General features: G+C 39.4%; 26 protein-coding genes. 23 read left to right on the top strand and 3 right to left on the bottom strand.

What is annotated here, in order from left to right:
• The first annotated feature begins 61 nt into the window (after positions 1-61).
• From HNQ41_RS12505 to HNQ41_RS12470, 8 genes are all read left to right on the top strand, one after another.
• Positions 62-1,783: a methyl-accepting chemotaxis protein gene (locus tag HNQ41_RS12505; RefSeq protein WP_184664768.1), complete on the top strand. Its 1,722-nt coding sequence runs from the start codon at positions 62-64 to the stop codon at positions 1,781-1,783.
• Between the two features lie 283 nt (positions 1,784-2,066).
• Positions 2,067-3,371: an extracellular solute-binding protein gene (locus tag HNQ41_RS12500; protein WP_184664767.1), complete on the top strand. Its 1,305-nt coding sequence runs from the start codon at positions 2,067-2,069 to the stop codon at positions 3,369-3,371.
• A gap of 65 nt (positions 3,372-3,436) precedes the next feature.
• Positions 3,437-4,759 carry a sugar ABC transporter permease gene (locus HNQ41_RS12495; protein WP_184664766.1) on the top strand — a complete coding sequence of 441 codons (1,323 nt, stop codon included), beginning with the start codon at positions 3,437-3,439 and terminating at the stop codon, positions 4,757-4,759.
• A gap of 11 nt (positions 4,760-4,770) precedes the next feature.
• Positions 4,771-5,613, top strand: coding sequence for a sugar ABC transporter permease (locus HNQ41_RS12490; protein ID WP_184664851.1), 843 nt, complete (start codon positions 4,771-4,773; stop codon positions 5,611-5,613).
• Positions 5,614-5,737: 124 nt separating this feature from the next.
• Positions 5,738-8,110, top strand: coding sequence for a glycoside hydrolase family 31 protein (locus HNQ41_RS12485; protein WP_184664765.1), 2,373 nt, complete (start codon positions 5,738-5,740; stop codon positions 8,108-8,110).
• Between the two features lie 89 nt (positions 8,111-8,199).
• Positions 8,200-9,243: a LacI family DNA-binding transcriptional regulator gene (locus HNQ41_RS12480; RefSeq protein ID WP_184664850.1), complete on the top strand. Its 1,044-nt coding sequence runs from the start codon at positions 8,200-8,202 to the stop codon at positions 9,241-9,243.
• A 272-nt stretch (positions 9,244-9,515) separates the two neighbouring features.
• Positions 9,516-10,646: an AI-2E family transporter gene (locus tag HNQ41_RS12475; protein WP_184664764.1), complete on the top strand. Its 1,131-nt coding sequence runs from the start codon at positions 9,516-9,518 to the stop codon at positions 10,644-10,646.
• Between the two features lie 56 nt (positions 10,647-10,702).
• Positions 10,703-11,071 (top strand): rhodanese-like domain-containing protein, encoded by a 369-nt coding sequence (locus HNQ41_RS12470; protein ID WP_184664763.1) that lies wholly within the window; start codon positions 10,703-10,705, stop codon positions 11,069-11,071.
• Positions 11,072-11,163: 92 nt separating this feature from the next.
• Here HNQ41_RS12470 and HNQ41_RS12465 read toward each other — a convergent pair whose 3' ends face one another.
• Positions 11,164-11,301 (bottom strand): DUF3941 domain-containing protein, encoded by a 138-nt coding sequence (locus tag HNQ41_RS12465; protein WP_184664762.1) that lies wholly within the window; start codon positions 11,299-11,301, stop codon positions 11,164-11,166.
• A gap of 128 nt (positions 11,302-11,429) precedes the next feature.
• Here HNQ41_RS12465 and HNQ41_RS12460 point away from each other — a divergent pair, with 128 nt between their 5' ends.
• The 9 genes from HNQ41_RS12460 to HNQ41_RS12420 all read left to right on the top strand — a co-directional run bounded on the left by HNQ41_RS12460 (position 11,430) and on the right by HNQ41_RS12420 (position 17,198).
• A complete protein-coding gene (locus tag HNQ41_RS12460; RefSeq protein WP_184664761.1) occupies positions 11,430-11,699 on the top strand; it encodes a hypothetical protein in 270 nt (89 codons plus the stop codon).
• A 121-nt stretch (positions 11,700-11,820) separates the two neighbouring features.
• Positions 11,821-12,585, top strand: coding sequence for an alpha/beta fold hydrolase (locus tag HNQ41_RS12455; protein WP_184664760.1), 765 nt, complete (start codon positions 11,821-11,823; stop codon positions 12,583-12,585).
• A gap of 78 nt (positions 12,586-12,663) precedes the next feature.
• On the top strand, positions 12,664-13,467 hold the full coding sequence (locus tag HNQ41_RS12450; protein ID WP_184664849.1) for a YitT family protein: 804 nt from the start codon (positions 12,664-12,666) through the stop codon (positions 13,465-13,467).
• 70 nt (positions 13,468-13,537) lie between these two features.
• The gene (locus tag HNQ41_RS12445; RefSeq protein ID WP_184664759.1) at positions 13,538-14,026 is read left to right on the top strand and encodes a BsuPI-related putative proteinase inhibitor; all 489 of its coding nucleotides are present in this window, start codon (positions 13,538-13,540) and stop codon (positions 14,024-14,026) included.
• Positions 14,027-14,145: 119 nt separating this feature from the next.
• Positions 14,146-14,754, top strand: a complete 609-nt coding sequence (locus tag HNQ41_RS12440; protein WP_184664758.1) for a hypothetical protein — start codon at positions 14,146-14,148, stop codon at positions 14,752-14,754.
• Positions 14,755-14,932: 178 nt separating this feature from the next.
• Positions 14,933-15,211 carry a NifU N-terminal domain-containing protein gene (locus HNQ41_RS12435; protein ID WP_343043366.1) on the top strand — a complete coding sequence of 93 codons (279 nt, stop codon included), beginning with the start codon at positions 14,933-14,935 and terminating at the stop codon, positions 15,209-15,211.
• Between the two features lie 230 nt (positions 15,212-15,441).
• Entirely contained in the window at positions 15,442-15,993 is a 552-nt protein-coding gene (locus HNQ41_RS12430) for a hemerythrin domain-containing protein (RefSeq protein ID WP_184664756.1), read from the top strand.
• A 195-nt stretch (positions 15,994-16,188) separates the two neighbouring features.
• Complete coding sequence (locus tag HNQ41_RS12425; RefSeq protein WP_184664755.1) at positions 16,189-16,902, top strand: AzlC family ABC transporter permease; 714 nt, start codon at positions 16,189-16,191, stop codon at positions 16,900-16,902.
• On the top strand, positions 16,899-17,198 hold the full coding sequence (locus HNQ41_RS12420; protein ID WP_184664754.1) for an AzlD domain-containing protein: 300 nt from the start codon (positions 16,899-16,901) through the stop codon (positions 17,196-17,198). The genes HNQ41_RS12425 and HNQ41_RS12420 overlap by 4 nt, the downstream gene beginning before the upstream one ends.
• A 37-nt stretch (positions 17,199-17,235) precedes the next feature.
• Here the strand turns inward: HNQ41_RS12420 and HNQ41_RS12415 are convergent, their stop codons facing one another.
• The gene (locus HNQ41_RS12415) at positions 17,236-17,688 is read right to left on the bottom strand and encodes a GNAT family N-acetyltransferase (protein ID WP_184664753.1); all 453 of its coding nucleotides are present in this window, start codon (positions 17,686-17,688) and stop codon (positions 17,236-17,238) included.
• Positions 17,689-17,817: 129 nt separating this feature from the next.
• On the bottom strand, positions 17,818-17,949 hold the full coding sequence (locus tag HNQ41_RS16800) for a hypothetical protein (protein ID WP_281394018.1): 132 nt from the start codon (positions 17,947-17,949) through the stop codon (positions 17,818-17,820).
• Positions 17,950-18,174: 225 nt separating this feature from the next.
• On the opposite strand from HNQ41_RS16800, the gene ctaG reads away from it, so the two are divergent.
• From ctaG to moaD, 6 genes are all read left to right on the top strand, one after another.
• Positions 18,175-19,080, top strand: coding sequence for a cytochrome c oxidase assembly factor CtaG (ctaG, locus tag HNQ41_RS12410; protein ID WP_184664752.1), 906 nt, complete (start codon positions 18,175-18,177; stop codon positions 19,078-19,080).
• A 25-nt stretch (positions 19,081-19,105) separates the two neighbouring features.
• The gene (locus HNQ41_RS12405; RefSeq protein WP_246421670.1) at positions 19,106-19,741 is read left to right on the top strand and encodes an SCO family protein; all 636 of its coding nucleotides are present in this window, start codon (positions 19,106-19,108) and stop codon (positions 19,739-19,741) included.
• Positions 19,742-20,108: 367 nt separating this feature from the next.
• The gene (locus tag HNQ41_RS12400) at positions 20,109-21,398 is read left to right on the top strand and encodes a molybdopterin molybdotransferase MoeA (protein ID WP_184664751.1); all 1,290 of its coding nucleotides are present in this window, start codon (positions 20,109-20,111) and stop codon (positions 21,396-21,398) included.
• A 5-nt stretch (positions 21,399-21,403) separates the two neighbouring features.
• Positions 21,404-21,916: a molybdopterin-guanine dinucleotide biosynthesis protein B gene (gene mobB, locus HNQ41_RS12395; RefSeq protein ID WP_184664750.1), complete on the top strand. Its 513-nt coding sequence runs from the start codon at positions 21,404-21,406 to the stop codon at positions 21,914-21,916.
• Between the two features lie 15 nt (positions 21,917-21,931).
• On the top strand, positions 21,932-22,396 hold the full coding sequence (locus HNQ41_RS12390; protein ID WP_184664749.1) for a molybdenum cofactor biosynthesis protein MoaE: 465 nt from the start codon (positions 21,932-21,934) through the stop codon (positions 22,394-22,396).
• On the top strand, positions 22,393-22,632 hold the full coding sequence (moaD, locus tag HNQ41_RS12385; protein WP_184664748.1) for a molybdopterin converting factor subunit 1: 240 nt from the start codon (positions 22,393-22,395) through the stop codon (positions 22,630-22,632). The genes HNQ41_RS12390 and moaD overlap by 4 nt, the downstream gene beginning before the upstream one ends.
• Positions 22,633-22,772: the final 140 nt, after the last annotated feature.

Below are 22,772 nucleotides of genomic sequence, written 5' to 3'. Positions count from 1 at the left end.
GTGCAAGCGCTTGCGCAGGTTTAGGAGACATAGGACGATGATTTGAGGAAGGGGTTTTGTGATGAGATGGCTTTATCGGCTAACACTTATGCAGAAGTTAATGATTCTTGTAATCTTTTTAGTAAGTATTAGTATGTTGTCAGGGCTATCAATATTATATTCAAATCACCAAGTCAGTCAGGAGAGTAAGAACTTAGACGAAATAGCATCCTTTCATGATGATTATACTCGTTTAAAATCATTCATTGATGAAGCGGCTATTTTGCAGATGCAATTGGTTACTTCGGGATATGATGAGTCTGCAGTAGAGCGTTTGGAAACAGCACTTGATTATGCTTCTGACTACTATAAGCAAGTTGAAGACCGAGCGAGTGGCATCGATGAAATGGAAGTTTATTTAGGACGTTTTAAAGAAGGGTTGAATGGTTACGAAACTTTATATGAACAACATTTTACATCCATCTTTCATGGCGGTGATGTTGACCAAATTCGTACAAGGGTTGCTCCTGAAGTAGAACGGACGCAAGAGGCAATTACGCAAGGAGATGAACGTATCCAAACTTATTTACAAACATCACGAGAGCAAGCGAATGATAACTTAGTTCAAGCACAGAGTTTGACAGATGGATTAATCTACGGAGCGGTTATTTTCATGGTGTTCATTCCGCTTATTGGTGTTATTCTATTTGGAAAAAACTTAAAAAGTGGATTGAACTATATCTACCAGCGTATCGATGCTTACCGTAAAGGGGACTTTGAGTATCAACAGTCCACCAATCGAAGGGATGAATTTTACGATATCGATCAATCTTTGACGGGGATGGGAGAGCAATTAAATGAAATGTTAAAAGCGGGACATAAAGTGAGTCATCAATTGTTTGGGATCTCTGAACAAGTCAATGAACAATCACAAAACCAGTTAATGAATTTACAAGGTGTTCAAAGGACAATGGGAACCGTTGAAGATGAAGTGAACAAACAAGCTGATCACACGAACACGATCTCGTCTATCACGGAAGAAGCATCGGCGAGTTCTCAAGAAATTCGTGCATCATCTGAGATGATTTATGACCAAATGAAACAAATGAATCAATATGCTCAAGAAGGTCAGAAAGCCTTAAAACAAATGCAACATCATGTTGTTGATGGGAAAGAGAAAGCGAATACGATGACAACGAAAATCGAAGAAATGGATGAACGGATGAAAGAAATTTCTCAATTCTTACAAGGGATTGATGAGATCGCAGAGCAAACAAATCTTTTAGCGTTAAATGCTTCAATAGAGGCAGCGCGAGCAGGGCAAGCTGGGAAAAGTTTCTCTGTTGTCGCAGATGAAATCCGAAAACTTTCGAATCAAACGAATGAATTTTCGATGAGAACAAAAAAGGTAATTGAAACGATCCAAAATGATACTGAACATGTCGTTAAAGAATTTCAAATGTTGAAGTCTGTTCACGAGGAATCAGAAAAAACAGCTCTTGACACAACATCTACATTTAGTGAAATCGTAGAAAAAAGTGATCAACTTCAAACGCAAAATGCAGAGATCACAGCAGCAATTGAACAAATTTCTAATGGCATACAAGAAGTCGTTGGTTCTGTTAGTCAATTAGCACAATCAGCACAGGATCTTTCTAAACGAGGTGAGAATGTAAATAGTAGTTTAAAAGAACAATTAGAAGGGCAAGAAAGATTAACAGGAAGTGCTGAACAATTAAAGCTGACAGCAAACCATTTATTAAAGACAACTGAACGAAAAAATGAAGAATATGAAAGCGCTTGATTTTTTTATTGGAAAGGGTTGTCTTTTAGACTATCGCCCTTTATAATAATCAATAGGAACATGGTGCAAACGGTTTCACGAAACTTTTATAGTTCGTGATTTCTTTCGAGCACTTTGTGCAAACGATTGTCTTATAAGTTTCATGGTTTCTGTGAATAGTGTCAGTATGACCAATATTTTATTGGATCTAAATGAAATTTCATTGCGAACCCGGAACCGACAATCGTTTCTCAAAACATGTTTCTTCTCATTCAATGACTAAAATTTTTAAGGGGGAAAAGAGATGTTCAAAAGAAAATCGTTTTTGTTTTCGACCTTACTAGTGCCTGCCCTTTCTCTCCAACTCGTTGCATGTGGTGGAGGAGAAGAGGAGCCTGAAGAAATGCCAGCTGATGATGGTACAACAGAAGATGTCGATGAAACCGCAGAAGTTGAAGAGCCAGAAAAGCCAGATAGCCTTGAAATGTGGGTGAACGATGAGGAGTCACAATTAGAGGCACATGAGGATATGGCTGAAGACTTTGAAGCAGAATACGGCATTGAGGTTGAAATCACACCAATGTCTATGCTAGACCAAACAGAAGCGATGTCTTTAGATGGCCCAGCAGGTCAAGGACCAGACTTATTCTTCCAACCGCATGACCGTGTAGGTGATGTTGTTTTACAAGGTTTAGCAGCAGAGCTTAACTTAACAGAAGACCAAGAAGAGCGTTTAATGAATGATTACAATGAAGAAGCAGTTGAATCATTCAGTTATGAAGGTTCTCAGTATGGAATCCCTTCTGTTGTAGAAACATATGCACTATTTTACAACGAACAACACTTGGATGAAGCACCAGAAACATTCGAGGAACTCTTCGAATTTTCACAAGAATTTACAAACCGTGATGCTGATGAATACGGATTCTTAATGGAAATGGGCAACATTTATTTCACTTATCCGTTCTTTGATGCGTTCGGTGGATACATCTTCGGACAAGATGCAGATGGTGCTTACGATCCAGAAGATATTGGTTTAAATAATGAAGGATCTGTTCAAGGGGCAGAATTTATTCAACAATGGTTTGATGAAGATCTTCACCCAACAGGTGTAGACGGTGAAATTCTTAACGGATTGTTCGAACAAGGAACAGTAGCTGCAGCTATTAACGGGCCATGGGCAATTCCAGATTATGAATCAGCACTTGGAGACGACCTTGCAGTTGCACCTATTCCAACGATCGAAGGAAATGATGCAAACTCTTTCGCAGGAAACAAAGGTTGGCATGTTTCTGAATACAGTGAGAACCAACATTGGGCTACAGAATTAGCATTATTTATTACAAATGTTGAAAACTCCGAGCACTATTTCGATCTTGCAGGTGAACTTCCAGCGAACTTAGAGGCTGAGGTAGAAGATGAGTTCTTCGAGCCAATTCTTGAGCAAACGGAAACGACTCAGCCAATGCCGAACATTCCAGAAATGGATCAAGTATGGGACCCAGCAAACGATGGTCTTGAGTTTATTACTCAAGGTGATGACGCTGAAGAAGTGATGGATGAAGTCGTACAAGAAATTCGCGATGCAATCATGATGATGGGGCAATAAAAAAATAAAGGATTGAAGAGGCTTTCCCTCTTCAATCCTGATTCTTTAAAGCAGGAGGATGCGAAATGGCTACGAACGAGAAACAACCAAAAGAAGTAAAACAGCAGCTCGTTAACCCAGACCATAAACCGCGTGTAGCCGCATTGTTATCGATCATTCCAGGTATCGGTCAAATGTACAATAAACGTTTCGGTAAAGGAACCGCCTTGTTCATTCTCTTTGCGGCTTTCGCCGTGGTTCTGGTTTCATCATTAGGACCAGCTATTGGCGGACTGATTACTCTTGGTGAAGTGCCAGGACAAGATGACTCACGTGTCTTTTTAAGTGAAGGTTTATTATCAGCAACTGTCGTCGCCTTTTTTATCGGATTTTATGTATTAAATATCCTTGATGCACATAAAGACGCAAAGAGAATTCAATTAGGCTGGGAAGTTCCAAATTTGCGTGAAGGGTTTAGAAATGCGTGGGACACAACTTTTCCTTATGTTCTAATTTCACCAGGGATGTTCCTTTTAATATTTGTTGTAGCGTTTCCACTTATGTTTATGTTGGCACTTGCATTTACGAACTATAACTTATATAATGCACCGCCGCGCGCAATTCTTGATTGGGTAGGTTTTCAAAACTTTACGAACTTGTTTACGATTGCAGAGTGGCGCAATACGTTGATCAGTGTTTTTTCCTGGACGTTAATTTGGACGTTCGTTGCAACAACATTACAAATCATACTCGCCTTATTCTTAGCGATTCTTGTAAACGACCCAAGATTGAAATTTAAGAAACTTATTCGTACGGTCTTCATTTTACCGTGGGCGGTACCAGCATTTGTTACGATCCTAATCTTTAGTGCACTATTCAATGATAACTTTGGTGCGATTAACCGTGATATCCTTATACCACTGTTTGGAATGAGTGATGGGATTCCTTGGTTAAGTGATCCATTTTGGACACGAACGGCTCTGATTATGATTCAAACATGGCTAGGGTTTCCATTTGTGTTCGCTCTCTTTACTGGGGTTCTACAAAGTATCTCATCTGACTGGTATGAAGCAGCGGACATAGATGGGGCGAACCGATGGCAGAAGTTCAAGTTTATTACCTTCCCACACGTAATGTTCGCAACCGCACCACTTTTAATTATGCAGTATTCGTTTAACTTTAACAACTTTAATATCATCTATCTCTTTAATGAAGGTGGGCCTGCCGTACGAGGTCAAACGGCCGGTGGAACAGATATTTTGATTTCGTGGGTATATGGTTTAACCTTCGATAATCAGCAATTTAATATGGCAGCCGCCATCTCGATCATCTTAGGGCTACTTGTCGCCACATTTGCGTTTTTCCAATTTCGGCGTACTCGTTCCTTTAAAGAGGAGGGAAGCATCTAATGAAAAAAGGTATGAAAAAAAGCACAAAAAATACCCTCGAATTAATCATCATGTACGCGATTATTGCTGTCATGTTTGTAGTCATCTTTTATCCGCTCGTTTGGGCGTTCGGGTTATCACTAAATCCAACTTCAAGCATGTTTGGAGCTAGTATGATCCCGTCAGAACCGACTTTAGAACACTATCGCTGGCTGTTCTTTGATGAACGAAGTAACTATTTACTTTGGTATCGTAACTCCATAGTTGTTGCACTTGCAACATCGTTCTTTGCCACATTGATCGTCTCTTTGACTGCGTACGCGTTTTCACGTTACCGCTTCCGAGGACGTAAAAATGGTCTTTACGCGATGCTTTTGTTACAAATGTTCCCAGTTCTTATGGCGATGGTTGCCCTCTATATCTTGCTAAACACTGTAGGGCTTCTTGATTCCCTTGTCGGTTTAACCCTGATTTATATCGGTGGGGCTGTTCCGATGAATGCGTTTCTTGTAAAAGGGTACTTTGATACAATTCCACGAGAACTGGATGAATCTGCACGTATTGATGGCGCAGGACACTTTCGCGTTCTTTTCCAGATCATGTTGCCACTAGCAAAACCAATTTTGTCCATTGTTGCATTATTTAACTTTATGACGCCGTTTATGGACTTTATTTTGCCAAGAATCATTTTGCGCAGTCCAGAAAACTTCACGCTCGCTCTTGGATTGTTTAACTTTGTTAATGACCAATTTGCGAACAACTTTACACGATTTGCTGCAGGTGCGATTTTAATTGCTGTTCCAATTGCAACCGTGTTCTTGCTCTTACAACGTTACCTCATTGGTGGTCTCACAGCTGGAGCGACAAAAGGATAAATATAAGATGCATGGGAAGGTTGTTGTTTAGCCTTCCCATATCTTATATAAGTGAAGAAACCGCTTGCATGTATAGAGTATTCAAAGATGAACTTATATCGTTATTGATTGGAGGATGAAGGAAATGGATGATACAAGTTATGCTATCCATCCTGGGAATGAACAAAATATGATGGACACTAGTTTTAAAGATGTAGGTCGTGTGATTGATCAACACCTAGATGGACAGCAATTCTTTATTACATGTGAGAATGTGTATATCACGTTAACGTTTGTTCGTGATGATATATTGCGGGTGACGATGGACCCCGAAAAATGGCCAGAAATGAAAACAACTTCTGCAATCATTCGTCAACCTGAAAATATAGACATTCATGAGACAAAAGAAACAGATCATTCTATTATTGAAAGTGAATTGTTACATGTAGAAGTGACGTACAACCCATGTCGTCTAAATATTCAAGATAAAACGGGACGTGTGTTATCCAAGGAAAGCGCCCGCGGAATGGGTTATAAGAAAAATGGTGAAGTCATTGCATATAAAATGAGAGCTGAAAATGATCGCTTTTATGGCTTTGGGGAAAAGACTGGTTATCTTGATAAACGTGGTGAAAAATTGACCATGTGGAATACGGATGTTTATGCCCCTCATAACCCAGAAACCGACCCACTCTATCAATCTATTCCATTCTTTATAACCTTTCGTCAAGGCCATGCCTGCGGAACATTTTTCGATAATTCAGGAAAAACAACTTTTGATATAAAATCAGAAGAGGAAACGTACCATTTTCATGCTGAATCAGGGGTATTAGATTACTATATGTTTGCTGGTCCGACAATGAAAGATGTATTACAGCAATACACGTGGCTAACAGGAACGATGCCTCTTCCACCAAAATGGGCACTCGGTTATCATCAATCAAGGTATAGTTATGAAAGTGAGGAAGAGGTACGTCAATTAGTGAACAACTTCATTGATAAGGATATCCCGCTTGACGCAGTCTATTTAGATATTCATTATATGAATGAATATCGTGTCTTCTCATTTGACGAAGACCGTTTTCCAAACCCAAAACAATTAGTAAAAGACTTAAAAACCGAAGGGATACGGATCGTCACGATTGTAGATCCGGGTGTAAAAGTTGACCCAGAATATGAAATTTATCAAGAAGGTGTTCGAGAAGGGCATTTTTGTAAGTACTTAGAGGGGAACCACTACGTTGGTGATGTGTGGCCAGGCCCAAGTGCGTTTCCAGATTTCACAAATGAAAAAGCGCGATGGTGGTGGGGGAATAAACACCAGTTTTACAGTGACCTTGGTATAGAAGGCATTTGGAATGATATGAACGAACCAGCAGTTTTTAACGAAAGCAAAACCATGGATATCAATGTCATGCATGATAATGATGGGGACCCAAAAACCCATCGTGAACTGCATAACCTTTATGGTATGCTTATGGGGCAGTCAACCTATGAAGGGATGAAAAAGCATTTAAATGGGCGACGACCATTTCTATTAACGAGAGCAGGATATGCAGGTGTTCAACGTTATGCGGCCGTCTGGACAGGAGATAACCGAAGTTTTTGGGAGCATCTTCAATTAGCGATTCCGATGTGCCTGAATTTAGGGTTATCTGGAGTTCCACTATCAGGTGCAGATGTCGGCGGATTTGCATACGATGCCAACGGAGAACTCTTTGCTCGTTGGATGCAATTTGGTGCGTTTGCACCGTACTTTCGGAACCATAGTGCAATCGGAACCGACCGTCAAGAACCTTGGGCTTTTGGAAAAGAAATCGAAGAAATTGCGAAAACATATATCGACTTACGGTACCAATGGCTTCCTGAGTGGTATCGCTTATTTAAAGAAGCGAGTGAAACTGGGGTACCAGCTATGAGACCACTAATATTAGAGTACCCAGATGATGAAAATACGTATCAGTTATATGATCAATTTATGTTAGGAGACCATACAATCATCGCCCCGGTCATGCAACCTGAAAGCCAACACCGAGTGGTATACTTACCAGAAGGAAGATGGGTTCATTATTGGAATGGGGAAACCTATGAAGGAAGAAAACATCATCTCGTTTCAGCTCCACTAGACACTTTACCTCTATTTATAAGAGAAGGAGCCATCATTGTCCATGGTCCGAAAAAAAGATCAACAGCTTATAAAGATGAGGAATTAACGTTATATGCATACTTGTCTGAAAGTGGTAAGGCGAGTGGTGAGATTTACGATGATGATGGAGAAACTAGCGATCACAAGAAAGGTGAATATTTACAATATCAAGTGAGTGTTCGAAGAGATGGTCAAGATATTTATCTTGATGTAGATAAACAAGTAACCAACTTTTCTCCGCAGTGGACTCGCATTCAACTTGTTATACATGGAATAGGTCACGTTGAAAATGTCCTTGTGAATGGAGAGAAGTTAAAAGATAAAAATATGAACGTATCCTCAACGCAAGTAGCTTTGCAAATCCCTTTGTAATCGTTGACATTTGGATTGTATTCACGCTAGGGGATCGCTAAAATAAAGGAAGAAGTGAAATGCTATACGAAGGGGGCGAAGAAGGAACCATGAACGTTACAATTAAAGATGTGGCCAAGCGAGCAAATGTAGCCCCTTCAACTGTTTCCCGTGTGATTGCTAATAGTTCAAGGATAAGCCAACGAACGAAAGATAAAGTGCGAGAAGCAATGAAAGAATTAGGGTATCATCCAAATTTTAATGCTCGTAGCCTCGCAAATCAAAATACAAAAACACTCGGAGTTGTCATGCCGAATTCTGCGAATAAAACGTTTCAAAATCCGTTTTTCCCAGAAGTTATTCGGGGTATTAGTTCAAAAGCTCGCGAATTAGATTACGGATTATATTTGTCGACGGGACAGACGGAGGAAGAAATTTATCAAGAAGTCCAAAATATGGTCCAAGGTAAACGTGTTGATGCAATTATTTTACTTTATTCTCGTGTCAACGACCGAGTGATGAATTATCTTTATGAACAACATTTTCCTTTTACCGTGATTGGCCGGCCATATGATGAAAAAAACATGGATATTACGTATGTTAACAATGACAATTATCGTGCATCGAAAATGGTAACTGAATATCTCCTTCTTCTCGGCCACGAAAGAATTGCTTTTATTGGTGGTAATCTAGACTTTGTTGTAACTGTTGACCATATGGAAGGTTATAAAGATGCTTTAGAAAATGCGGAAGTAGCAGTGAGAAATGATTTCACCGTTTTCCACGAAGAATTACAAGAAGGAGGGCAAGAGGCGGTCATCGATTTAATGTCCCTTCCTGAGAGGCCGACCGCACTTGTTGTTGCTGATGATATTATGACATTTGGGGTTTTAAGAATGTTAGATGAGATGGGGATCAGTGTTCCTGAAGATCTCTCAATCATAAGCTTTAATAATGTATTGATTTCTGAGTTATCACACCCTCCAATGACGACAGTTGATATCAATATTTACGGTTTAGGGTATGAAGCAGCAAATTGTGCAATTGAAAAAATTATGAATCCTGAAATAGAAACAAAACAGGTGATCATTCCTCATCGTCTTGTAAAACGTCAATCTTGTAAGAAAAATGAAGCTTCGATTTCGACATCATAAGGTATGAGTAAAGGGCTCTCAAAAGCCTCTTTAAAAAACAAAGAAGAGCCAATCGTGTAGCTAACATTCTCGGTTGGTTTTCTTTTGTTTGCCTGCTTGACGTTAGGTTCTGAAAAAAAGGTGACCCAACCATCATGCCTGTTTCTGAAATGATCGGTTGTGTCATTGTCCAAAAATCAATCATACGGACATACATACCAAGTTCATAACGAAGAAATGCATTATTATATATGTTATAATAACCCCAATTGTAAGAAAGTAGGTGTTAGTTGTTGCCGCAAACAAAGTTTTTTCGCTTTTTATATGCAACGGCCATCATTTTGTTGATCATCTATTTGTCGACAAAAGTGCCGTTTATTTTTACACCCGTGACGGTCGCTTTTCAAACATTATTTATCCCGATTATTATTGCGGGGGTTTTATTTTATTTGTTGCGTCCGTTTGTCAACTTGTTACATAAACGAGTAAAAATCCCCCGAACATTAGCGATTTTAATGATGTTATCGGTGTTGGTAGGGCTTCTTGCACTTGTCGTTTGGCTTGTAGGTCCAACGCTTCAAGTTCAGATTAATAACTTGATTAATAACTTACCATCCTTAGTAAACGAAGTACGTCATTTGTTTATCGAAGTGCAACAAACAGAGTGGTTTAATCGCTTTCAAGAAACAGAAGACTTTTCGATTGAGGAGATCACTGAAAACCTTGCCGATTACGTAGGGATGGCCATCGACATTATCACATCAAATATAGCCAATTTTATTGGTTTTGCTGCGAATACGGTGCTCATATTCATTATGATTCCGTTCATATTGTTTTACATGTTAAAGGACGGTGAAAAATTACCGGATCAAACTTTGCGTCTTTTCCCAGAAGATCAAACGGTCGAAGGTAAGAGAATTCTCCGTGACATGGACGGTGCACTTAGCTCGTATATTCAAGGGCAAATTATTGTAAGTTTTTGTGTTGGTGTCATGATGTTCATTGCATTCTCAATTATTGGGATTGACTACTCCTTAGTTCTTGCATTAATTGGGATGTTCACAAACTTAATTCCGTTTATTGGTCCATGGATTGGTGCAGTTCCGGCAGCCATTGTAGGCATTATCGATTCGCCTTTTATGTTATTAAAGGTGATCATATCGATTGTCATTATTCAGCAAATCGAAAGCAACTTGATTGCACCGCAAGTGATGGGGCACAAACTACGTGTTCACCCATTAACGATTTTACTTTTACTAATTGTAGCAGGACGTTTTGGCGGGTTTTTAACGATGCTTTTAGCCGTACCTACTTATGCAATAACAAAAGTCATCGTCAGCCATACGTATCGACTCGTCAAGTTAAAAAAACAAGCTGATGAAGAGAAGAAACGAAAAGCTGAAAAACAAGAAGTAAAAGAGTAAACGTATGTAAGAATGCATAGAAGTATCTTTTAAAATATTGTATAGAGGTGATGAACATGGCTCATGAATTCGAAGGGGTTAAACAAATTGATATAGAAGAATTAAAGCAAGTGATAATGGAAAAACGCAATGATCAAGTGGTGATCGATGTCCGTGAACCAGAAGAATATGAAGAGGGACATATCGAAGGGGTTCCTTTAATTCCAATGCATTCAATTCCTGAAATGGCTCAAGATTTTGACTCGTCTAAAGAACATATATTTGTTTGTCGAAGTGGGAACAGAAGTCATAAAGTAGCCCGCTACTTAAAAGATCAAGGTTTTGATAAGGTGACTAATTTTCACGGTGGGATGCTCATATGGGATGAAGAAAAGAAAGAAGGCAATGAGTGGCATGTCCACGATGCCAAAGAGCTTTATAAATAATCAACGAAACATGAATGAAGATGAATAAACATGAAGAAGGTCAGCTGTTCGCCCTAATCCATGAAGATGGAAGGGCTTCACTGACCTTCTTTTTATAGGTGATCGGTTTTTTTCGAATATTGATTTGTATGTCGTTCCTCATGATTCTTTTCTTCTTGAATGTTTTTTACTTCGCGTTTTGCTTGTCGGTCTTGGGGCTTTTTATTATTGTCTTTTGTATTATAAGGCAATTGAAATCCTCCTTTCTATTATTAATATCATCTTCATAAGGCTTTTTATACATTTTGTTTAACGTTTTACGTTTCTGGGAATAGAGTATTACACAAAGGTCCAATCTTATAAGAAGGGTGGATGTATTTTGGTATTGGGAAAACGATTTTTTATTTCAACCATTGTTACCGCTGTCGTTGCATCAGGAACGTATATGTTAAGTAACGAAAAGCGTCGTGAAAAGGTCTTCTCATCTGTTAGACGTAAGGAAAATACGGAGCTCATTCAAGAAAAGGCGCCGACAGACTACGAAATGGTGAAGGTAGGACATTCAGATCCATATGATTCAGCAGATAATCAAATGGTTGATGAAGGGGCGCTTTATTCAGTGACCTATTATAATCAACAATTTCAATAATCGTGGAAGTTGCTTTCCATTTAGTAGGGGCTGGGTATTCACACCAGCCTCCTTTTCATATATGTATATTCTAGTGTAAAGTAGTGTTTTAACTTCATTTTACATAAAGGAGCCGAAGCACATGACAGTAAATATTCGTACAATACAACGAGCAAATATTCCAGTATTAGAAGTAGTCCCTTGTGAAAGTGAAAATCACCCTAGACCGTTAATTTTGTTTTATCACGGATTTACAAGTGCAAAAGAACATAACCTACATTATGCATACCGTCTCGCTCGTAATGGTTATCGCGTTTTATTACCAGATGCGATTTACCATGGAGACAGACAAGCACACTTATCGCATAGGTTCGAGTTATACTTTTGGAATATTGTGATCCAAACCATTGAAGAAATGGATGCGATTGTTGCAGATGTACGTGAGGATGTAGGAATTTTAGATGATCGAATTGGTGTTTTTGGAACATCGATGGGGGCGATCATTACATTAGGGGCGCTCCGTCGTTATCCATGGGTGCGAGCGGGTGCTTCATTAATGGGGGCACCCGATTACGAAGCTTTTGCACAATGGCAATTAGATGGTGAGCGTACCCGCCTTGGAAGAGAGCCCCTTTCTATAGATGAAAAAGAAGCAACGATGAATCAACTTAGAAAATATAGTATTGTCGGACACTTGGAAGATGTTAAGCATATTCCGTTCTTTTTTTGGCATGGATATGAAGACAATGTTGTTCCTAATCACTGGGCTCAAGAATGCTATAACCGTTGGAAGGAAATTCATATCGATCCAGATGCGCTTGTTTGGATAGGAGAGCCTGGTGTTGGTCATAAAGTTTCACGTACTGGTTTTCTCAAGGTAACAGATTGGATGGGAAAACACGTATAAGTCACGCAGTATTGTTAGAAAGGGGAACAAATTGTTGTGTTAGCTAGGTTAGATGTCGTAGAAGAATTAAAAAAGTTTATGATTGTTTTTGTTGGCGCTATTTTACTTGCTGGGTCGTTAAATTTCTTTCTCATTCCAGCAGATGTTTTTGCTAGTGGTTTTACAGGTTTAGCGCAAATCTTGGCGGAACTCTTGCCGTTTTTTACACCCGGGATTTTGTTATTCCTGTTAAATATACCCGTTGCAATTATTGGGTGGATGAAAGTTGGGAAAAGTTTTACCCTGTATAGTTTTATTAATGTTGCCTTTACGACGTTTTTTTTAGAAGCTCTTCCGATTGTTCATATTTCTGATGACATTATTCTTAACTCCGTTTTCGGTGGTGTCATCGGGGGATTTGGTGCTGGACTCGTTCTGAAAATGGGTGCCTCGTCTGGCGGCTTGGATATTATCGCGCTTTTACTCGCTCGTGTTAGTGATCGGCCAGTAGGGATGTATTTCTTTGCGATGAATGCCGCCATCGTCATGTCGGCAAGTGTAATATTTGACTTAGAAAAGGCGTTATACACATTACTAACCCTTTATGTGACATCACGAATTATTGATACAGTCCATACACGTCACGTAAAGCTGACGGCAATGATCGTGACGAAAAAACCAGAAGAACTTCAGCGAGCTTTTCATAGTAAAGTGACGCGAGGTGTGACGAGAATTCCTGCTAAAGGGGGGTACACAAGAGAAGATAAAGAAATGCTCATGATCGTCATCACCCGTTATGAACTATATCAGTTACAGCAAATTATCGATGAGGTCGATAGCGAAGCTTTTACGAATTTTGTACAAACGACAGGGATCCATGGCATGTTTCGAAAAGATGATTAAACATAAAAACATCATATTTACCAAAGACCTTGTATAAGCTGAAACAAGCTTACGAAAAGGAGGGGGAAAATTGATAAAGAAACTCTCTCTATCAGTATCCATTCTTCTTCTACTGTTGTTTTTAGCATCATGTGCACCATCTGATACAGATGAAGAATTGCCACTTGAAGATGAGGAGGCGATTATGGAAAACGAAAACATGCGTTTTATCATGAGTCAGTCAATAACAGGAAGCAAGTGGTTAGTTACATTAAGGTTAGAAAATAAGTCTGACATTGAAAAGACGCTTCTGTTTCCGACTGGGCAGCAATTTGATGTACGGGTACTCGACGATAACAAGGATGAGGTTTATCGTTTCTCCGAAGGGAAAGTGTTTACGCAAGTTGTGATTGAAGAAGTTGTAGCGCCAGGTGACTATTTAGAATGGGAGCATTCAACTGAAGTCGATCAGTTGGCAGGTGCTGATCAAGTAGAGGCTTTCTTAACAGCAACGGAATTAAATGGAGAAGCACTAGATGAATACGCATTTTTTCTTTCACAATCTTTTGCAGGTAAATAATGCTTGCTGATGTAAAGTAAAGGTTTAAAAAGAATCATTTTGTCCTTCTGAATTGTTCTTCTTTTTTTTGATTCTTTTCATAAGATAGTATCAAGAAGTGCATAAGAAGGAGCGAGGCTATGACCGATTATTCTTTTCAAGCTGAGTTTCGTGACGTTTATGTAGATACGAAAAAAGCAACACTCAAACCATTTATCCATGTTCTTTTGAAAAAACAATATACGTTGCATTGGCGTTATGAAGAGGAGAAAGTGCACCTTCATATCAATGGTTACGGTGATAGTGTAGCGATACCAATTGAAAAAAATGACCAAGGGGTCATGATCTCCTTTTCTTATATTTCGATTTTAAGTGAACCATTGGCAGAAGCCCTCGAAGAATTAATTGCTGTTGGCAAAGGTCAAGCGATCGTGAAAACAGTCAATGAAGGACCAATTTATGTGACATCGTTTGAAAACGGTCAGATCGTTTCAATGATGAAAATTGGTGAAGGGGAGTCGGTCATTATGGAGACAGACCGAAATGTTGAGCGTTATACGCTATGTACACGAGATATTGATCCTGACGTTCAATGCCGTATCTTGCAAATGGAAATTGATTATCGGTTAATGGAGCTTTACGAAGCAATGGAAAGTCATGACTCAACAAAGAAAGCAGAAGTGAAAGATGAATTAAAGGAGTTAGTAAAGACTTTAGATCGTATGCTTATGCACCCTAGAATGTCATGATTTTAGTGGTAAAAGTTTCAGCTAATGAAGTTCACCTTTTTAAACATGAGTGTACTGAACATTCATGTTATAAAGGTGAACTTTTTATGTGAATGCAAAAAATTGTAGACTCCGTAGAAATGATTATTTTTTCTTTTATTCAGTTCGTGTTATCATTACGTTAAATCAAGGAAGGAGTGTGAAAAAGTTGGCTATTCAAGTTCAAGCAGAACCAACACCAAATCCCAATGCAATGAAATTTACTGCCAACCAAGTGTTGTTTGAAGGATCGAAAAGTGCTTCATTTAAAAAAGGCGATGACGTCGACCATCCACTAGCGAAAGAATTGTTAGCGCTAGAGGGTGTTGATAATATTTTTGGCTTTGGAGATTTCGTGACAGTCAATAAACAAATGGATGCAGATTGGGATTCAATATTACCAGAAGTTGAAGCGGCATTTGATCGCGTGTATGAGTAAGGTTTAAATCAAGCTTTGTCGGGTACTTTTTAAACGCTATTTGTTTAGAAAGGCCCGTTTTTTTGGGACAAAAGTCGACCATCCATATCGGTACAATACATCATATAAATGAAACAACCTTGATTATTATCAAAAGAAATTATCGAAAATGTGATAGAAATCACCTCATAACAAGTGGCGCTTCGTTAAGATGTATATATAGCATACAATCATAAGGAGGCGTCAACTTGATGCAAGAACAACCATCCTGCTTCAGCGCTTTTGCTGAACCACCAACAACTTATTGTACAGCACTCCGTCAATTATTAGATGAACACCCGCTCCTCCGTGAACAAATGGAAGCATTCCAACGGACAAGCCTAGATGTAAAGAAAGACATCGAGGAAGGCCGTGATGGGAAAACGAATATGGTACGTTTACATGAGCAGTTGCAAAGTTTTGTTACTGATATAGATCCTCACTCTGAACGTGAGGAAGGGGTATTATTTCCTATGATGGCCAATTATATTGGTCGTGAGGGTGGTCCGATTGCGGTCATGGAATATGAGCATGATCAGGCTAAGCGTCATCTGGCGTTGTTTTTTGAAGAGGTAGAGCAGAAGTCAATTGCTGAATTACCAAAGGAAGCAATTTTAAAGCTTGCCAATTATGCAAATGTCGTTTACACTACGTTGACGGATCATTTTGCTAAAGAAGAACAGATTTTATTTCCGATGGCAGAAAAAATGCTAACGGATGAAGAAAAAGAGTCGTTGCAACAAAAGATTGCGGAAATTGTTTAACGACTTTTGTCATGTTCTAAAAATATATCATCATTAAAAGATCCTTTTTTTGGGGTCTTTTTTTTGTTTCTAGCAAGGTATAAAATCTTAATGTTAAGTACTTGAATGTGCAAGTGTACGTTAGACATAGTGTGCTTTATTTATCGTGGAGTTGAAAACCTGAAATGGTTGGGTTTAGGGAGGAGTTTTTACATCATGGAGGAATCGATCTCTAATAAAAATGATTTTCGTGAAGGATTATTATCAGGCATTCCGATTGCGATTGGATATGCGCCTGTGGCCATCGCTTTTGGTTTATTAGCTAAAGCGACGGGTTTGTTGTTATCAGAAACGATTGCAATGAGTATGTTTGTTTTTGCTGGTGCTGCGCAGTATATGGCTCTTTCGATGATCAGTCTTGGGGCAGGAACGGTGGAAATAATTACTGCAACGTTCATCGTAAATATACGTCATTTGTTAATGAGTGCATCGTTAAATGAGCGGGTAGAATCGGATCATCCTTTAATCAAAGCTTGCTATGCTTTTGGGATAACAGATGAAGTTTTTGCAGTTGCGTCTGCGCGTACTGACACACCGATCCGTTCGATGTATGTTCTAGGTGTTGGTTTGGTTGCTTATGGAAGTTGGGTGATCAATTCAGGTGTAGGCTATGTCGCAGGGGCGTTGATTCCAGAGACGGTAGAGGAAAGTATGGGGATGGCCCTTTATGCGCTATTTATTGCTTTACTTATTCCAGCTGTCAGACAAAAAGGACGAATCGTTATCAGCCTCGCTATATTAGGAGGTGCTTTTCATTGGTTGTTTAGTTTATTTACTACAAGTGGTTGGGCGCTATTGTTGGGGGCGTTATCGGCAATTGCAGTTATGGAATTAACTGAAATGAGCACGAAAAGAGGTGGGACGTCATGAATTTATTTTGGATTATTATCGGTATGGGGATTGTGACATATATCCCAAGAATGATACCCCTCGTGACCATGTCAACTGAAAATTGGCCCGCTTGGCTCAAACGAATGTTACAACGGGTCCCGTATGCCATTTTAGGGGCGCTTATTTTTCCGGGGATATTAGAAGCTCATGAACAACCAATACTAGCGGTTTTTGCAGGAATTATTGCGATTGCTCTTGCTTATATAGGTGTGCATATGATCGGTGTCGTTCTCGGTGGTATTGTATCATTATATTTCTTACAAATGATGTTTTAACGTTGATGTTAAAAGAACAGAAGGATCGTTTGATGATTCAAACGATCCTTCCATATCTCTTAGAAACGATATCGTAAAAACCAAGTGAATTATAAAGTTTCTTCGTTGCGATATCATTAATCCCTGTCTCTAATTCGATTCCTTTGTAACCGCTTTCCTCTGCCCAGTATAAAATATATAAAAGCAGTTTTTTGGCGATTCCTTGTTGTCTTTTCGATTGTTTAACGTATAAGTCGTTTAGCCAAATGTAATAGCCGGCTTTTTCTAAGCTGATGCCGCTATTTGCAAAAGCACAGCCAACTATTTCAGCGTCTCGTTGTGCGACAAAAATTGCGGACGGCGTGTGTGGTTGTAAACTTATTGAAATCGTTTCATAAAGTGTTTCTGCACTCATCTCCACGCTTAATGAATCCATTTGCTCCATCATCAGCTCTGTAATGCCTTGTATCAATTCGTGATTTGCCTCATCTGGCACTTTCAGTATTTCCATTAGTCAGCCCTCCCTCCACATTCCTATTCCATAGAAGATGAAAAAATCCTCTAGATTTTATAAAGGAAAATGATAGGGAGTGGCTGATTATTTGTTTTTTTGTTGGCAATTGGCCTTCGTGTTGCTTTTTTATTCTTTTAGGTTCGCACAATGCGCATCGTTTGTGCGATTTTTTGGTTTTCGAGGGCGTTCGTTTTTAGGTTGAACAGCATCGACGCCTTGTTCTATCGTTCTTGATTTTGCTTTTGAAGCTTTACCCATTATAAAACCCTCCTTCCTGAGACTTAGTATGTCCAAGCAGAACGATTAGCTGTTTATCAATTTTTGGGAGTTTTTTTGTGAGCAAAATAGTTCGCTTTATTACCCATTCATGTTATAACTATACTATAATGATGTTGGAAATAGGGGAATCTTCAATAGGATAATCTTCGGTTGAACTATCAAAGATGAGATAATGAAATTTTAAATAGTAAGGAGCGAGAGATGGTGCTAGAATTTTTTTCAAGCTTAACGGCAAGAGCAATATGGACACCGGAATTAATAATTGTGTTATCGCTGTTTAGTGTTATTTACTTTCTATTAACGGGTCGGTATCGTCACCTTTTCCCAGATTCTGAACCTGTTTCAAGGCGCCAAAAAGTATATTTTCACCTTGGCTTGTTATGCATTTACTTAGGGTTTGGTGGGCCTCTATACGTGCTTGGACACATGATGTTAAGCATGCATATGCTGGCAATGGCTATTGTTTACTTGATAGCTCCACCGATGATATTGCTCGGGCTTCCAAGTTGGTTTTTTCAATATTTTGCTCAGTTTCGTGTGATTAAATCAGTTTTTCTTGTTATAGGTTTTCCGATTTTAGGACTTATTTTATTTAATGCGATGTTTTCCGTCTATCATTTACCATTTATGTTTGACACTTTGCTAATAAACGAAGGATTACATAATGTGTATCAGCTCGGTATGTTTTTGGCAGCAGTGCTTATGTGGTGGCATTTAACACCGCGGATTGAGACGCGTTATGACATGTCAGAATTAAAGAAGATTGGCTATATGTTTGCAAATGGTGTTTTGATTACCCCAGCTTGTGCTTTAATCATTTTTGCAGGGACGCCATTGTATGAAACGTATACGAATGCAACGACGTGGGCAACAGCGATGAGTTATTGTTTACCACCAGGTGCGGATATACCATATGAATTTTTTGATGGTGAAAAATCAATTCCACCATTTGCGGCAGAACACGATCAACAACTTGGCGGTGCGTTGATGAAAGTGTTGCAAGAAATTGTTTATGGTGTAGCGATTGGTTATATTTTTAAACAGTGGATTAATCGTGATCGTACGAATCCAAACCCAGATGCGACAGCATTTGAGATGGTTCGCACGTAAATTTCTAAAGTGTAGGTGAGGGATGATGAAGTGGCGAAATAAACATGCATGGATGAAAGTCATGTTCATGGCTGGGACAATTGTTTTATTAGGGACAGGGTGTAGTTTTTTATACGGTGACTCTTTACAAGATTCTGAAGCAGTCACGGATGTAACTGAAGCTGATGATCCGTGGGAGGTTATTCCTTTTGAAGCAAAAAACCAAGATGGAGAAAAGGTGACTGAAGAGGACTTATCTGGCGATTATTGGGTAGCTAATATGGTTTTTACGACTTGTCCGACTGTTTGTCAAACGATGACGCCAAATATGGTACAAGTTCAGGAGGCGGTGGCGGAAGAAGACATTGACGCTCGCATTGTTTCGTTTACCGTCGACCCAGAATTCGATTCGCCAGAACAACTTACAGAGTATGGTGAAGCATACGGTGCAGATTTTGAGAACTGGGATTTTCTAACTGGTTATTCGCCAGATGAAATTTCGACCTTTGCTGGAGAATCCTTCGGTGCTGTAATTCAAGAAGTTCCTGAACAAAATGATATTTTACATTCGACGCGTTTCTATTTAGTTAATCCAGATGGTCAAGTGATTAGGTTTTATCAAGGAGAAGAATCTTTTGACCTTGATGCAGTTATTCAAGATTTAGAAAATGTCATAGACTAAATTCAGGAAGCTGACTCAGATGCCCATGAAACAACGGTTTTGTTTCAAGATGTGGGCTGAAGAGTTAGCTTTTTTGGTGAGAATAAGAGGAGATGCCTTCCAGTTATTATTTCATTGATGTTGACGGGTGCCTTAGAGGGCAGGGAAATGGTTTGTTTAGAAAGAGACGTCGGATCATTGAGGCAGTAGTAGCGATTAAAACGATTGCAAAAGCTAAATGAAAAAACGAGTGTTTGTTTCAGTTGCCGGTGATGTCAACGGCTTGCTTTTCATCCGTTTTTGTATGGAAAGGCGTGATATATTTCATAGTTGTTGTCAGTCATAATTGGTAAAATAAAATGAACTCCTCTGAAAGGTGTGAAAATGTATGATCGAAAAACGACAAGCTATCTCGATTTATGATGCGATAGCGCGTGTGATGAAATATAAAGTAGAAGGGGATATAGAGTGGGTAGATATTGATGATGCTGATAATCGGTATTTAGCAGAACCTATTCGCGCGGATCATGATATCCCCCCATTTGACCGTTCTCCTTTAGATGGATATGCGATAAAAGCAGAAGACACGGATGGAGCAGGACGTGAGAATCCGGTAAAACTAGAAGTAATTGAGACAATTGGTGCAGGCGAAGTCGCTTCGAAAATCCCAGAGCGAGGGCAAGCTGTTCGTGTTATGACTGGGACCCTTCTTCCTGAAGGTACAGATACAATTGTCATGTTTGAGTTGGCGCGCGAACAAGAACATGATGGAAAGTCATATATTCAAATTACTCGCTCATTTTCTCCGGGAGACTACGTATCCTTTCGTGGTGAAGAAACGGAGAAAGGACAAGCGCTCGTAGAACGAGGAAAGTGTATAGATGCTGGTGTAAAAGCTTTATTAGCAACGTTTGGTTACAAACGAGTACCTGTAAGAAAACGCCCGATTGTCGGTATTTATGCAACAGGTACGGAGCTATTAGATGTTGATGAACCATTAGAATCGGGTAAAATTAGGAATAGTAATTCATATATGGTGACGACACAAGTTCGCCAAGCAGGTGGAATCCCAAAATATTATGGAAAACTGATGGATGACTTTGATACATGTTTCAATGCTGTAAGTAAATCATTAGAAGAAGTAGATGTACTTATTACGACAGGTGGGGTTTCTGTCGGTGATTTTGACTATTTACCACGGATTTATGAAAAGTTAGGGGCGGATGTTCTTTTTAACAAGATCGCTATGCGTCCAGGTAGTGTAACAACTGCGGCTGCATATAATGGTAAGCTTCTTTTCGGGCTCTCAGGGAATCCGTCTGCCTGTTTTGTAGGTTTTGAACTTTATGCTCGCCCTTGGGTTCAGACATATATTGGTTCAAGTAAACCATACCTTCAACGAGTGAAGGCGACTATGACAAAAGAATTTTTAAAACCGAATCCCTTTACTCGTTTTATCCGTTCAAAAACGCGATTTGAAGGGGATTGCTTAACGGTTGAACCTGCTGGCTTAGATAAATCACAAGTTGTCACATCACTGGCACATACCAATGCATTAGCTGTACTTCCTGGTGGTTCGAGAGGATACGAAACGGGGACGAAAGTGGATGCTTTATTGCTAGGCGGCGAAGGCAGTACTGAACCGTTAGATGATCGAAATGTAAAGAAAGAGAGGTAACTGAGTTGCAACCTAAGGTATTGCAAGTCGTGGGTTATCAAAATAGCGGCAAAACAACACTAGTAACATTATTGATTAACTTATTTTCTGACTTAGGGTTTCAAGTTGGTTCAGTTAAACATCACGGTCATAAGACACCTTTGGAAAAAGTAGTTGGGGATAAGGATTCTGACAAGCATAGGCGGGCTGGTGCGCAAGGGACACTCGTTGTCAGTCCAAACGAGCTTTATTTTACAGCTTCAATAGAAGAGCAGTCTCTTGAAAAATACATTGAAGGTTTTAGAGCGTTTGGATATGAGCAGGTCATTGTTGAAGGTTTTAAAAGGGAAAGTTTTCCCAAGGTTGTCATGGTAAGAAGAGAAGATCCAGTGACGATGATTGATATGTTCACAAATGTTTATGCAGTTGTTACAGAAACGAAAGAGCAGCAAAAGCTTTTTTCCCAAAAAGGATATATTTCAATTTTTCGAGAAGACCGTGATGAGATTGTTAACTGGGTGCGTGAACAGGTTACATAGAAAGGGGAATAGATCATGCAACGTTATCGAATTATAGAGGATCCTATTGATATAGGAGAAGTTGTTACCAAAGTAGAGGACCGTAATGCCGGTGCGATTAATACGTTTATCGGTACTGTTAGAGAAATGACGAAAGGGAAAAAAACCGTTTTTTTAAAGTACGATGCTTACGTTCCAATGGCTGAAAAAAAGTTAGAGCAAATAGGTGATGAAATCGTTGAGCAGTACCCTGAAGCAAAAGTGGCGATTACCCATCGAATTGGTCGGTTAGATATTCAAGATATCGCTGTTGTTATTGCTGTATCTACACCTCATCGGGCAGATTCATTTGCTGCTAGTCGCTATGCGATTGAACGAATAAAGGAGATTGTTCCTATTTGGAAAAAAGAGCATTGGGAAGATGGCGAAGAATGGATCGGTGACCAGTTAGAAAAGAAATCTTATTCGAAGGGGCACCCAGAAGAGGAGGATTTAACATGATCGAGATCTTACTATTTGCTGAATTAGAGGAAATTGTAGGTGAGCGTAAGTTAACGGATCCACAGTTGGTTGGAAAAACAATTAATGAAGTTCGTGAAAAATTAAAACAGGATTACCCTAACATTAAACAAATTGATCGTGCGATGGTTGCAGTGAATGAAGAATACGCTGAGGATGACCAACAATTAAATGAAGGAGACGTTGTTGCTTTTATCCCACCTGTTAGTGGGGGATAATCAACAGTTGATCACAAAAGGGTCAGACGCAATGCCTAAGCGTCTGACCCTTTTTTAGGTGTGCCCGGCATGTCTGACAGCTAGGTGGTGAAAGTCCACTACAGGCTTGGCAGTGGGAACTGTTAGCGAATGGCAAGGGT

Origin of the sequence: Texcoconibacillus texcoconensis, from assembly GCF_014202575.1 — a bacterium.
Lineage (GTDB): Bacteria > Bacillota > Bacilli > Bacillales > Salisediminibacteriaceae > Texcoconibacillus > Texcoconibacillus texcoconensis.
Note: the sequence above shows the minus strand (reverse complement) of the source record. Positions and strands in the feature narration are given on the sequence as shown.